The 13,607-nt window shown below is 61.5% G+C and carries 12 protein-coding genes; 3 read left to right on the forward strand and 9 right to left on the reverse strand.

Annotation, left to right across the window (positions count from 1 at the left end; all coding sequences use genetic code 11):
• Nucleotides 1-39: 39 nt before the first annotated feature.
• From DY201_RS26090 to DY201_RS26120, 7 genes are all read right to left on the reverse strand, one after another.
• A complete protein-coding gene (locus DY201_RS26090) occupies nucleotides 40-1,665 on the reverse strand; it encodes a GMC family oxidoreductase (RefSeq protein ID WP_115734222.1) in 1,626 nt (541 codons plus the stop codon).
• Nucleotides 1,662-2,171 (reverse strand): hypothetical protein, encoded by a 510-nt coding sequence (locus DY201_RS26095; protein ID WP_210210434.1) that lies wholly within the window; start codon nucleotides 2,169-2,171, stop codon nucleotides 1,662-1,664. Before DY201_RS26095 ends, DY201_RS26090 begins: the two co-directional genes overlap by 4 nt.
• A 415-nt stretch (nucleotides 2,172-2,586) precedes the next feature.
• On the reverse strand, nucleotides 2,587-3,774 hold the full coding sequence (locus DY201_RS26100; protein ID WP_115734224.1) for an MFS transporter: 1,188 nt from the start codon (nucleotides 3,772-3,774) through the stop codon (nucleotides 2,587-2,589).
• Nucleotides 3,775-4,264: 490 nt separating this feature from the next.
• Nucleotides 4,265-5,047 (reverse strand): pyrroline-5-carboxylate reductase, encoded by a 783-nt coding sequence (locus DY201_RS26105; RefSeq protein WP_115734326.1) that lies wholly within the window; start codon nucleotides 5,045-5,047, stop codon nucleotides 4,265-4,267.
• Between the two features lie 137 nt (nucleotides 5,048-5,184).
• Entirely contained in the window at nucleotides 5,185-5,505 is a 321-nt protein-coding gene (locus DY201_RS26110; protein ID WP_245432176.1) for a hypothetical protein, read from the reverse strand.
• 57 nt (nucleotides 5,506-5,562) lie between these two features.
• The gene (locus tag DY201_RS26115) at nucleotides 5,563-6,765 is read right to left on the reverse strand and encodes a succinylglutamate desuccinylase/aspartoacylase family protein (protein ID WP_115734225.1); all 1,203 of its coding nucleotides are present in this window, start codon (nucleotides 6,763-6,765) and stop codon (nucleotides 5,563-5,565) included.
• A gap of 78 nt (nucleotides 6,766-6,843) precedes the next feature.
• Nucleotides 6,844-7,143, reverse strand: coding sequence for a hypothetical protein (locus DY201_RS26120; RefSeq protein WP_115734226.1), 300 nt, complete (start codon nucleotides 7,141-7,143; stop codon nucleotides 6,844-6,846).
• Between the two features lie 363 nt (nucleotides 7,144-7,506).
• Here DY201_RS26120 and DY201_RS26125 point away from each other — a divergent pair, with 363 nt between their 5' ends.
• The 3 genes from DY201_RS26125 to DY201_RS26135 all read left to right on the forward strand — a co-directional run bounded on the left by DY201_RS26125 (nucleotide 7,507) and on the right by DY201_RS26135 (nucleotide 9,997).
• Nucleotides 7,507-7,806, forward strand: a complete 300-nt coding sequence (locus tag DY201_RS26125; RefSeq protein WP_115734227.1) for a hypothetical protein — start codon at nucleotides 7,507-7,509, stop codon at nucleotides 7,804-7,806.
• 219 nt (nucleotides 7,807-8,025) lie between these two features.
• On the forward strand, nucleotides 8,026-8,688 hold the full coding sequence (locus DY201_RS26130) for an alpha/beta hydrolase (protein ID WP_245432177.1): 663 nt from the start codon (nucleotides 8,026-8,028) through the stop codon (nucleotides 8,686-8,688).
• Nucleotides 8,689-8,710: 22 nt separating this feature from the next.
• Entirely contained in the window at nucleotides 8,711-9,997 is a 1,287-nt protein-coding gene (locus DY201_RS26135) for an alpha/beta hydrolase (protein ID WP_115734229.1), read from the forward strand.
• Nucleotides 9,998-10,142: 145 nt separating this feature from the next.
• Here the strand turns inward: DY201_RS26135 and DY201_RS26140 are convergent, their stop codons facing one another.
• On the reverse strand, nucleotides 10,143-13,238 hold the full coding sequence (locus tag DY201_RS26140; RefSeq protein ID WP_115734230.1) for a complex I subunit 5 family protein: 3,096 nt from the start codon (nucleotides 13,236-13,238) through the stop codon (nucleotides 10,143-10,145).
• Nucleotides 13,232-13,600: a sodium:proton antiporter gene (locus DY201_RS26145; RefSeq protein WP_115734231.1), complete on the reverse strand. Its 369-nt coding sequence runs from the start codon at nucleotides 13,598-13,600 to the stop codon at nucleotides 13,232-13,234. The genes DY201_RS26140 and DY201_RS26145 overlap by 7 nt, the downstream gene beginning before the upstream one ends.
• Between the last annotated feature and the right edge of the window lie 7 nt (nucleotides 13,601-13,607).

Raw genomic sequence — 13,607 nt, forward strand, 5'->3', positions numbered from 1 at the left:
GGAGCGAGCGTCGCTGAGACTGCTCGCTCCGCCAGGCAATCATGCCATTGCCGGAACATTGGTGGCCTTGGACAAGGCGACGAAGTTGTCGCGTATGTAGGTCGCGGCCCGCAGCGCCAGAGCGGATATCGTCGGCGTCGGATTCACGGTTCCGCCGGTCGCAAGCACGCTCCCGTCGATGATGAACAGGTTGGGCACCTCCCAACTCTGGTTCCAGCCGTTCACCACGGAGGTTTCCGGATCCTTGCCCATCCGGCATGTTCCAAGCATGTGCCAGGCGGGCGTCCGGTATACTCCATTCGCATCGCGGTAATCCTGCAGGCGATACTCGACGGCATCACATGCCTGCGCGAGATCCTTCAACCGATCAAGCATGTAGTTCATCATGCGCTTGTCGTTTTCGCCGGGCGTGTAATGCAGCTTGGCTCCGGGCATTCCGTCCGAATCCGTCCGAGTATCCAGCGTGACCCGATTTTCGGGGTTGGGAAGATCGTCGCCTATGGCAAAGACGCCGATGGAATGGCCGAAATGATTTTCAAACCATCGATGATGCCCTGACCCCCATGGCGCGCGGGCAGACGAAAGCCATCCGGCCGCCAACTCCCCGGCAGATGGGGTCGAAGAGATGCAGTTGAGGTTGAAACCGTTCACGAAGCCGCGCGACAGGTCGGTTTCGGCGAATTCGCGACTGATCAGCGAGGCAGCATAGCCGATGTGGCCGTCGACCGGGCGGTCGACCCACATTTCGGACGCCACGAGCGTGTGGTGGAGCAGGTTGCGGCCGACCTGGTCGTTACCGTTGGCGAGGTTGTCCGAACCCAGCAGGAGACGCGGCGTGCCAACGCCGTTGGCTGCCACGACGACAATCCGCGCCTTCTGGAACAGAAGCTGGTCGGAGTTGCGATCTATGTAGTGGGCGCCGGTAGCGCGACCGTCCGCCCCCTTTTCGATCCTGAGGACGCGGGCGTGGGTTCGCAGTTCACACCCCGCACGCAAAGCCTTGGGCCAGATAGATGTCGCGTATTCGTTCATCGAGCCACGAGGGCAGCCGCTGCATACGCCGCAATTGTTGCAGGCAGGGCGACCATCGTAGTCTTCCGAGATGACAGATGCCTCGACGGGCCACCAATGCCAATCAAGCCTGTCAAAGCCGGACGAAAGCCGCCGGGCGACGTCGGAAACAGGCAGCGGGCGGGTTGGGCAACGCTCTCGCGGCGGCATTGCAGGGTCGCCCGCCAACCCAGAGACGCCTACGACCTGATCCGCGAGTTCATAGAAGGGAGAGATGTCCTCATAGGTGATAGGCCAGTCGGGCTGAAGGCCGTGCTCGGTGCCCTTCCTGAAGTCTGACGGACGGTAGCGTGGCCATAGGCCGCCATAAACGTTGGTCGACCCGCCCACGGCGTTCCACATGAGTACCTGCGATGAGTTGGACTCGACTGGAAAATCATCGGCGTGATCGCGTTTGTTGACGTCGGGGTTCCATCGACCGCGTCTCTGCCAAGACCAGTCCGCATGTCCGTGCGGCCGATCACCAGCGTTTACCCACGATCCCTGCTCCAGGCAGACCACGTCGAGTCCAGCTTTCGCGAAGACGAGCGCGGCGAGCGACCCCGTCGCGCCGGCACCGACGATCAGGACGTCGCAGATACGCTGCCGGCTCATCGCTTCATCCCCCAACGTTCGGTCGTTGCTGAGCCAAGGTCGATCGACGACAGGTCCAGGGGCACGACGTCCTCGGTTCGCAGATAGCGTCCGCGGCCGTGGGTCGGCGTATCACGTTCAAGGTCAAAGGCCGGCATGGGGTATCCGTCTGCATGGGGGAATGTGGAGTATGGTCGACCACCGGCCCTGATCGCTTCCACTACTCCCGGCATCTCGTAGTAGGCGAGCAGCGCTGCGGTGTAGATCTTGTCGAATAGAACAGGGTTTGCCTCTTCAAACTGTCGAACAGCCGAGATGCGGCGTTCCGAAGCGGCGTTCAGCAGGCCTTCTGAAGCAGGTTCGAGCGCTGTGGCCAATAATTCGATGGCGCGGGAGGGCCGATCGCCAGACAGGCGCAACAACACCAGACCATGGACGCCAACCTCAGAGGCCGAGGGCCAGCAACCATCGCCTGGAATAAGCTCATCCACTAAGCGCTTAAGTACGATCTCGTTTGCAATGGGCAAGTTACTTGGCTGCATTCTAAAGCCCTTGGTTGCTGTGGCCGTGCAATCGTTGCGTGGCGGGGTCGGTGCCAAGAAGGGAAGTGCGAGCCATCGGGTCTTCGTTTCTCCATTCTCGCGGACCTATCGACCCCTTCGATTTGCGTGTTGCTCTCAGATTACGCAAACTGACTAGTCAGTCAATAGCGAGCGCTTGTCTTCCTAGCTGCTACCGGCATGTGAGTTCTCCGTGGAATTGCGGGATTGGGAAAGCGCTGCTTCGGTGACACTTACCGAAACGGTCGAGTGCCCTGTTGGTCATCCGACATTGTTCTATGTCAGCTTATCCGAGTCTCGCCCCGAAACCGGACAGGTTCCGGCACCGTTGCCACCCCTTGCTGTAGTCTCGGCGCGGATCCCGGCGGCGCGTCCTTTGCTGCTAAGGCCCCGTCATCCAGACGGCCTGCCTCCGGACGACGGGCGCGAATCCAGCGACGAGCATTACCGCGATCATCGCACCGGTGACCACAAACAATGCGCCGGACAGGGAGATGACCGTTAGCGCCGCGCTGGCGAAGATCACGCCGATGGCGTTCGCGGTACGCAGCAGCGCAAACACTGCGGGCCGCTTTCGCGGAGGCGCTAACCGATCAAGCGCAAGCGCGTAGTGGGTTCCGAGCGGCGCAAGCACGAAGCCTATGAGGATAGCTCCGATCACGGTCGTCACGAGAGACGACCCCAACGCCGCTAGAGCAGCTCCCAGCGTCATGACCCCCAACTGGACGACCACTATGCGCCTGCTCGCCAGCCGGTTCCGCACACTCACCCAGATCCCTCCTGCGACTGAAGCCAAGCATAGCGGCACCGTGAACAGAATGGCAAAGGCCGGCTCGTAACCGAACTTCAGAGCTAACGCGACAGCGCCGATCTCAATTGCCGCGACAGTTGAGCCGCCAGCGGCCGCGCAGGCGAGCCAGAGCAAGATGGAAGGGCTCAGGATAGAGCCCTCCGTATGCGGGATGTCCGTGACATGGACCAGGTTTGCCTGAGGGATCAGGAGGATGGGTATCGCTCCCATTGCGGTGATCGCCAGCAAGGCGAAGACGGGCGATATCGAACCGAGACCGGACGCCGCGACAGGCCCCAGGACGAAAGTCAATTCGTTGAGGGTGGATGCTATCCCGAGGGCACGCGGCAAGCGCGATGCGGGCGTGAAATGATTGAGCAGCGACCTCAGGTAGCCGAATGCTGCGCCATTCACCGATCCGGCCAAGGCCGCGAGGCAGACGAGCCAGAGGAAGGGGGCCTCGTAGTAGGCGCACAAAGCGATGCCAGCCAAGGCAATCGTCCGAAATCCCACCAAGAGCCTGAGGAACGTGGAGGCCGGCAGGTTCCTGCCAAGACGCGTGATCGGAATTGCCCCTGCCACCTGTGCGATCGTCATTGCGAGGATTATGCCAGCTCCCCCTCTCGCGTCGCCCACCAAGCTCAGAGCAAGAAGCGAAAAGGCCACCGGTCCCGCAGCCTGCGGCACCGACAAGGTTGCAGACGAGGCAAACCAGCGGATGAGTGGCCAGCGGCCCGATGGGCTGCTCGCCGGATTATCAGGATTGTGATCGCTGGTCATGCTGTCGTGGTTCGGCCGAAGACAATTGCGCGCACTCCCTCGACCAGGATTTCTCGAACCTCGCAGCCATACGCGACTGGGATTCGTGGCGGATGTCGGGTAGCGCGCCTCTAACAGGATGAAGCTGCAAGAGATAACAACACCGGAACACGCCTCGACCCTTGGTGGGCCGGGCCGTTCCCGGACATTCTTTCCCAATACGGGAGAGGACGTTACCTCGCGATGGGGACCTTATCCACCAAGCTCGCCGAGTCAACTGTGGAGGATGTGGTGATGCAAACCCAGGAGCGAGGCCCGACTGAGTTGGAGTCTCTGTGAGCGACTGTCAGACCAAGCGACAGTCAAACATTACCTGAAATTGCGAGAGCCGAGTTCCATGTCGGATGACGACAGCTGAACCGCATCCACCGACGCCAACTCAACAACCGCATTGAACAGCATCATCGGCATGGCACGCGATGTCCCTTCATCCTATCGGAACCGCATAAGTCTAACCTTGGATCCGCGCAAAAACCCGATCGAGGGCCAGCACCAGGGAGCGGCTGCCACCGTCTTCGTTGAAGTCATGTAGGACCTGCTCGTTGAGGCCGCCCTTGGTGGCGAATTCGTGGCTCATTTCGAGGAATTCAACATCCTTGCCGGCCAATAGCGCCGTTTCGGCGAGGCCGGAGAACAGAGGAGCGAGATAGGCGCGACCCTTTTCTTCCGGGAGGCCGTTCTCCGCGAGCCAGGCGGCCGTAGTTTGCATGATGCCGAAATAGGTAGCCATCAGGGCGCTTGCCGCAGCGAGGAGATCGTACTCCGTCTTTGTCTCGCATTCGACTGCTTTGCCCAGCACGTCGAAGATGGCAGCCGTATCGGTATCAGGCGGGTAGACGGCTGTGACGCCCTTGCGCCTTCCGACAAAAGGCAGTGGAATCGCTTGGGAGAGACGCACATCCGCGCCGATCCAGTCGAGAAGCGCGCTTCGGCTCGTTGCGGCAACGACGCTGATCACGCTCTGCCCGTCGCGGAACCGAAGCGGTCGGATGACCTCCTCCGCGATCTGCGGGCGGATAGCCAGCACCACTGTATCGCATTGATCTACGATCGCCTGGTTGTCGCCTGAGACGATTACAGTTGGGAAATCCGCGGACAATTTGGCCGAGATATCTGCGCTGCGTTGCGACACCATCACGTAGGACACAGCGGCCGGCTCGGTGAGCAGGCCGCGTACCATAGCGTCAGTAATGGCGCCGGTTCCGACAAATCCAATCTTTCGAGACAGGGCCATGATCATTCCGTTGTCGCGAGGGGCAATATGACCGATTCGACGACAGCGTCCGCCGGATTTACGGCTATTACGGAGTCCCAAAGGCGCCAACCGTCCCTTTGGTTGACGATCCTTATTCCTGCAACGAGATCAGTCGCTTAACCGCCGGTGCATGCGGATGGCACTGCTCTGCCAATGCCCCACGTTAGCTTTCCCTGCACTATGGTGATCGTCTGCTGACCATTCGAATAGGTTGTTCCGTCTGGTCCCATGGCGGGCAATTCGATCTCGGTCGCTCCGTTGATGGATACCGAGGCGTGGTCTCCGAGCAGGCGCACTGCCAGGCGCGTGCCGTCCTCGCACGTGTATTCACTGACGGGATGGGGGTTGCCTGCACCGATCGCCGCGCCTGAGGCCGGATGCTCGAAGCCTGCAAGCGTCAGTACGCTGATCGCAGCGATCGACAGTTCTCTCCACATGATAGTTCTCCAAGCTGGCGCGCTGGTGCGGGCGAGGTGGCGGCGCGCGCAGATGTTCTATTCGGGGTAGATTTCAACGCCGTCTTGGGGCGCCTTGTTGAACAGAATGAACGCGAGAGGGTTGCCGGGCTCGGACATCGCATCGCTGCGCTGTCCCGAAATCTCTCCGGCCACTCCGGCTGTATACTCGGCGACCACTTCACCGAAGCTGTTGCGCTGAATGGCCACTTTTTGTCCGGGTACAACTTTGTCGTTCAGTTTGACCAGATGCTCGACGAGCCCGCCTGCGGTGGCCAGAACCGGGAACCCGCTATTGCCGACAAAGACAGCCATGCCCTTGGCAGTGCGGCCCATCGGTCCGGCAACGATCCCGTAATGCTTGAGGACGTTCATCGTCCCTTCGACGAACAGCGCGATCATCTCGCGATCCAGTACGCGGGCAGCGCCGATCTCCGGTGCAATCGCCGGAATTCCCACGTCTATGAACGCATTGTGCAAGACCGTTGGATAGGCGGCTTTCGGCATGTTGAGAATCTGGCCGACGGGATAGAGATCCAGCATTGCCTTGACCTCGGGCCTGTCTATTTCGCCGATGTTGAATGCGGTGACTTCGAACCCGGTCGTCCCGGTGTGGAAATCGATCGCTGCGTCGGCATTCGGCCGCAGCAGCCTGTTGAACAGAAGCCCGGCATGGCGGCTTGGCGCGGTGAGGCCGTTCTCATTCCCGGGCCATTCCCGGTTCATGTCGATCAGGTCGATACCTCTGCCCTGGTTCGGCCACCGGCGTTGCATGCTTTCCAGGGCCGGTCGGGATATATCGGTAACCGCCATCACGGTGCCGGACATCTTCGCCGGCTCGAGCTGGTTCATCACGGTATGGACCGTATGTATGGAACTCATCTCGTCACCATGCACACCGCTTGTCAGGACGACACGCTTGCCCGGCTTTGCGCCCCTGGTGACTGTTACGGACACGTACCAGTGCTGCCCGGTGGGCGTCTCCACACCCTGAAAATATAGGCGATGCGTCTGTCCGGCCTCCAGATCCTTCACGTCGAGCGAAGTGACGACCTTCTTTCCGTCGATGGTATCGCCCGTGAAAACGGTGCCTTTTCCATCAACGGCCAACGAGCCGGCAGACGTCGATCTTGATTGTGCCTGGGCAGCGCCCGTCACGAGTGCGGCTGCCGCACCAACGGTTGCGACGGATCCGATCATGAAGCCGCGACGATCGAGACCCGGGTCATTGCCAATTGTCATGGGAAGCTTCCGTACTTCATCACAAGACCACCCTGCAGGATCGCCATCAAGGACGTGCAGAAAGTGACGTGGAATGGATCACCTGCGAATGCGTCGAACATCCACCACACGCCCCGTGCGTGAGTTCAGCGCGATTTCAAACCTGCTGCTGCCGCGCCGGGCGTGGTAGATGAAAATCCTGCCGCGGCAGTCTATGCGCCGGACCTCACGGAAGCCTCTGTTCTGAAGCAGTCTTTGGCCTTGGCTGCAACTAATGGCCCGGCCGTGGTTCAGGCTGGTTCCGATTGTGATGTTGACGGTTACCGCCTGAGCCGGAGTGGGCGCCGCCAGCGGCATTGCAAGGCCGATCGCAAGACACAGAGCCAACAAACGTTTCATGACGAACCTCGATTACAAACGACATCTGCCTGATGTCAGTTCCTCAGTAGACCTGTTGTCAACAAGCGCTTCATGCCGACCGGCGTCTTTGGGACGTGATGCATAATATCTGGACACTATGCCAACCTCCGTCGCCCTTGGCGCTGAGGAGACGGGGCTGTTAGTGGCGCAAAGGCGAGTTGATCGTTTCCGTGAGACGAGAGGCCGCGTGACACGCTGCGATTGAGGCGCAGTGCATAGGATTGGGACGCTCAGCCAATCACTTCGACGTTTCAATCGACTAAAGCAATGGCAGCATTGTCGTCGGTGCTCATGCAATCGACATGTGCACCGTAGTGGAGGAATCGATCGATGATACGAACAATGGGTGAGGTTGCTGTTCTCCTTGTGATCGCCCTGGCTATGTCGGCGTGCAACACGCCCCAGGAACGCGCGCTCGGCGGAGCCGCCATTGGCGCAACAGGCGGCGCACTGGTTGGCCAGGCCATCGGCGGCAATACCGGGGCAACGGTCGCGGGTGCGGCAATCGGCGGTGTGGCGGGTGCCATGATTGGTGCCGGGACCGCTCCGGGCGAGTGCCGCTTCCAGCGGGTCGACAGCCGTGGACGACCAATGGTCGATCGCTACGGCAGGCCGGTGACTTATCTCGCACCTTGCCGGTAGGCGCCTGTCTGCGACGTAGCGGATCGGCGGCCCATTCATCGGGCCGCCAGGTCACTGCGCCGGGGTCGAGGCAACACTTACGCGGTCAGAAGGCATGACCTGAGCCCGCAGCGTAAGCACCATCAACATCCGCAGAAGGTTGCGCTTACGGGCATGCGCTGTTTCCTGGCATTGATGTTGTCTCTGTTTTGGTCCGCTGCATCGGCGCAGGATTGCGTGGTGCTGCTTCACGGCCTTGGGCGTTCGGCCCCATCGCTGCTCCTGATCGAGGAGGCACTGGAGGCCAACGACTTCAGGGTGGTGAATGACGGCTATCCCTCCCTGAAAGCTCCGGTTGAAAAGCTGATCGAGCATGTCGACAAGTCGGTGATCAGATGTGGGACGTCTGGGAATATCCACTTCGTGACGCACTCGCTTGGCGGCATACTGGTCCGGGCCTGGCTGCAGCAGCACAGGCCTGGAAACCTCGGCCGCGTGGTCATGCTGGGTCCGCCAAATGGCGGCTCCGAGATCATCGACGAATTCGGCGATCTCGCAATCCTGCAGATGCTCACCGGACCAGCCGGCCGGCAACTGGGCACCAATCCGGGCAGCATTCCCAACACGCTCGGGCCGGCAGATTTCAATCTCGGCATCATAGCCGGCGACAGATCGACCAATCCCGCGTTCTCCCAATTGTTCAGCGGCCCCAATGACGGCAAAGTTTCGGTCGAGAGCACCAAACTCGAAGGCATGGCTGACCATATCGTGCTGCCGACGTCCCACACATTCATGATGAACAATCCATTGGTCATCGCGCAGGTTCTGTACTTCCTGCGCGATGGACATTTCGACCACCACCTGACCATGCGCGAGCTGTTCCGGCGCGTGTTGAGGAACTGAACACGCACCGGCCGAGGACAATATGTTCCGCTATCTCGCCATCTTCTGCCTTGTCGTCGCCGGGGCGACCATAGCCATTTCCTTTTACCAGCCGCCCATGCGCCTGATGCCCGCCCCGCTCGCTTTCCTCAGCGGCCTGTCAAGCTCCTTCACCTCCAATCCAGAGCGCAAGTCAGATCCGGAGATCGATCTTTTCTACGCCACCAACCGGCTGCCCATCGGGCCGCGCAACGACCGCCTCTATGCGGTCATCCCGGGCAGGGATCTGCATCTCGGGGAGGCGACGGTCAGAATCGGCGAGGAAGGTACGACCTGGGACAGGATTTATGCCTGGTCGACCGGTGCAAGCGACGACCGGCGGCCATTCCTCCATCTCAGCAATCTGAATGAGCAGGCGGCAATCGAGCCGGATCAGGCGCTTTCACCCGCGGCGATAGCCTGGTTCGACAAGATCGACCAAGCGTTGGCCGCGAGCCCGGATCGCGACGTCATTGTCTATGTCCACGGCGCCAACACCACCGTTGAACGTGCCGCCGGACAGGCAGCGCAGCTGCGCCATTTCACAGGCCGGACCGCCGTGGTCGTTCTATTCGCCTGGCCGACGGCCGAGAACTTCCTGAGGTATCCGAGAGATATGGTGACCGCTTTCGGCGCGGCTCCCCAGCTGGCCAAGTTGGTCGAGCTCCTGTCGAAGCACACAATTGCTGACAAGGTCGACTTGTTGACCTACAGCGCCGGCGGCACTGTCGGCAGCGACGCCCTGGCATTGGCGGGGCGCAAGGCAAAGCAGCCGGACGCCAGGCCGGTGCGTCTCGGCGAGGTTTATCACGCCGCCCCCGACGCCGATTTTCGACGCTTCGTGACAGACATGCGCGACTACGCCGACGTGGCCGAACGCGTGACTGTTTCTGCCAATCTCAACGATAGCGCGCTCAGGCTGTCGCAGGCGATTAACCGTGCGTCACGCGCAGGCAGGCCTGATATGGAAGAACTTGATGCGGATGACACGACCTGGCTACTGCAAAGCGCACGGACCGACGGTCTGGAACTGCTTCGGGTCAGGCCGGAGAACATTCCCGGTCTGTCGCGAACCTCGCATACATTCTGGTATGACGACCCGTGGGTCAGCAGCGACGTGCTTATCACGCTGCTTTATGATCTGGCCCCCGGCGAGCGCGGCCTGATGGACGCTGCGGCTGCCTCCGGGGTTCACTACTGGACCTTCACGCCAGACTATCCCGACCAGCTTGCCGATGTCTTGTCGCGGCTACGTCAGCAGGGAAAAGTCCACCCCGCAACCAGTGACTGACTGCCACGTGATCTGGCACCCGATCTGGCACGCGACGCTTTCCCATGGCGGGCCTCAGAGCATCTCTGCACTGTGTCGAGGCCCAATAACGCTGCTTGCATTGTCTGGCCCAATTCTGGACCCACTCGGGCCATGCTGGTTCGAGTTAGCCGACATGTCCGGCAATGAGATTGGCCGACAGCAGAAACAGCACGTAAGACAGCGCCACAAGAACATACATCTGGCCGTCGCCATTGTAGATCCTGCGCGTTGCTTCGGCTGAGCGAATGCCAAGGCGTGCAATGTTCTCCCAGACCCTCGTTGCCAGCGGCGCCGACCAGGGTTGCGAGATCTTGATGTAGTAGCGATAGAATTCGGCGACACCCTCGGCGGCAGTGCGGCCTTGGTCGAGGCGATAGACGATCCATCCGATCAGGAACAGAACGCCGGCCCCGGCAATCGAGGCGGCCATGACGGGAACCGGATTCCAATAGCCATAGATCGTCTCGAGCGACATGCCCTGCCAGACCAGCGTTGAGGCGAAATGGGGATCGATGGCAGTCGATACCGGGTCCATGAACAGCTTGGGCTGGAAGGAGAGCACGAGGATCGCCCCGACAAGCACGATTTGCGGCAGGAGAAGATGCACCGGCGCTTCGCCGGCGTCGACGGCCGCAGCCTGCGGCGGCGCGAGAAACAGCGCATGGGCGAGGCGGAACATGTAGAGCAGGCCGATCAGCGTGGCCAGGATGCCTGCTGCCGCCAGGCCGTACCAGCCCTTGTCGACCATGGCGCTGAGCAGGAGCCATTTGCCGCCGAAGCCGGCGAGCGGGGGCAAGCCGGACATCGACACAAGAGCAATGACGGCAGTGACGAAGGTCAGTGGCATCCGTTTGGCCAGGCCGCCGAGCCCGTCGAGGCTGCGGGTCCCGCAGCGCAGGATCACGCCGGCAATGGCCAGGAACAGGATGCCCTTGACCATCAGATGGTTGGCGACGAGGTAAAGGGCAGTAACCCAGCCAAGATGGCTCATGAGCGCGATTGCCGTGATGATGTAGCCGAGCTGGCTCATGCTCGAATAGGCAAGCAGCCGCTTGACGTCGTCCTGCCTGAAGGCGAGGGCGGCGCCGACCACAGTCGTCAGCATGCCAATCCAGCCCATGAGATGGGCAAGCTCCAGCCCAGCCTGCGAGCGGATGGCAAGATAGGTGACCATGAACAGGCCGAAGATGGCGACCTTGCTGACCACCGACGACAGCATTGCCGAGAGGTCGTCGTCGGCCTCGGCATAGGCGCCGGGCAGCCAGATATGGAAGCCGATCGCACCGGCCTTGATGAGGAAGCCAAGTGCCAGCAGCGCAAAGGCGGAGGCAGCGTCCGTCCCGCCTGTCCGGAACGCCTGCAGCACGGAAGTGCCGTTGGCTGCATCGGCAAGCGCGAAGCCGGCAAGCAGGCAGAAGGCTGAGGTCAGCGAAAACAGCAGGAAGGGCAGGGCATAGGGGTGGGCATGCCTACCTTGCGCGATCATGAAGTAGGACGATAGCGTGATCAGTTCCCAGGCGAAGAAGAACTCCAGGCTGGTTTGCGCGCGCATCATCGCGGCGATTGACAGCAAAAGCACCGCCATCAGCGGATAATAGCCGGGGCGAGAATCCGGTCTGTAGAGCGCTGCCGAGGCCACCACCAGACCGCCGGCCAGAAGCACGGTGGCAAAGAGCCCTGATATGCCTGTCGTATCGGAGATCAGCCAGTTGCCAACGCCGAGCACGGCCAGAAGCATCAGGCAGCATTTGACGCGCCCTGGTAGCCAGTCGAGCGCGTAGAGCACCATGGCCACAATGAGCGGCGCAAACAGCCAGAGCGAGGCAGCACCTGCAAGCTCGGCCGCATAATAGCTGCCGACGGCCAGCAGCACGGCACTGGCTGCGGCCGGCAACAGGTCTCGCCACGTGACGGAGACCGGCAGGTCGCCGGGCATGGCCCGCGTCGCCTGCTTGAACCAGCCGAACATGTAGGCAGCCTCCAGCAGCGAACCGAGCAGGATCAGGGCAATCCAGACATAGAGCTGGGCTCCGGAAAGCTGCATGATCAACTCCCACTTGGCCCAGAAGCCGGGGAAGGGCGGCAGGCCGGCAATGGCGACAAGCAGAAGTGCCAAGACGAGCAGAAGGAAGGGCCGCCCCGCAACGGTCGACCAGCCGGCCACCTGCGGGCGCTGCACCGCGCCGGAGAGCCAGAACAGCCCGGCCTTGGCGAAGAGATGGTTGGCAAACAGGCCGCCGATGACCAGTGGCATGGAGGCTGCCGCGCCCTGCTTCTGCAGCAAGGCCAGCGCCAGCATCATCAGTCCCATCTGCGCGATGGAGGAGTAACCCAGCATGCGCTGGACGTTGCTTTGCCTGAGCCCGACGAGATTGGAGAACAGGAAGGTGGCGCCGCCGGCGACCGCGATCAGCGCGAGATGATTTTCGAACAAGGGCAGGAGCTTGAGCAGCGCAAAGAACACGCCCGTGGAAACACCGACCGATACCAGCGCGGCAATGCCACCGGGCGCCGTCTCGTAGACGTCGAGACCCCAGCCATTGGCCGGGAACGGTTTCAGTTCGAGGATCAGGCAGGCCAGCACGAAGATCAGCGCCGTGGTGCCGATCGGCCCGGCGAGGAGTTCGCGCCGTGCGATCAGTTCGTCGATGTTGAGCGTGCCGGTGACATGGTAGAGCAACACCGAGCCGAGCAGCAGGAACGACGAGGCGAGCACGGTTGCCATGACGTATTTGAAACTGGCCGCCAGCGCTGCCGGGCTGCGCTCGAGCCCGAGCAGGCCATAGGTCGCTATGGACACGATCTCCAGGAAGACGAACAGATTGAACAGGTCGCGGGTCATCACCATGCCGTTGATGCCCATGATGAGGATCAAATAGAGCAGGAGCGCCGCATAGCTGCTGCGCAGGCGTTGCCACAGCTGCCAGGCACCGAGTATCGCTGCTATGTTGACGCAGAAGGTGAAGAAGGCCTCCCAGGCCCCGAAGCGCAGATTGATGGAGATCGGCGGCACAGCACCCGCGGTATAGACCTCGATGGCCGGTTGGCCGTCTTGCAGCGCCCACAAGTTGACGCCGGAGATGGCCGCGATGCCGCAGAGTGCTGCGATGAAGGCGAGCGCCGGCAAGGGCTTGGCGATGCGGTAGAGCAGGGGGATGAGGAAGCCGCCGCCGAGGCCGAGCAGGAAGATGTTCAGCGGCTGGAACAGCGCTTCTACCATTTGGACTCCGTCAGCGCGTCGATAGACAGCGTCTTGCTGGCGTCATGGATGCGGATGGCGAAAGCCAGCATGATGGCGGTGACCGAAAAGCCGATGACGATCGCGGTCACGACCAGAGCCGAAGGCACTGGATCGACCGCCCGCGTCGTCGCCTGCTCGATCGCGAGTGCCGTGTCGATGATCGGCGCTGTGCCACCGGTGATGTAGCCGGTCGCCACCATGACAATGTGCAGCCCAGTGTCGATCAGGCCGAAGCCGATGATGATGCGCAGGATGTTGCGATGGCGCAGGATGCCCCACATGCCGATCAGCACCAGCAGGAAGCCGGTGGTCATGAGCAGTGTCGAGACAGGCAGGCCCATGGCGTTT

Origin of the sequence: Aminobacter aminovorans, assembly GCF_900445235.1 — a bacterium.
Classification (GTDB): domain Bacteria; phylum Pseudomonadota; class Alphaproteobacteria; order Rhizobiales; family Rhizobiaceae; genus Aminobacter; species Aminobacter aminovorans.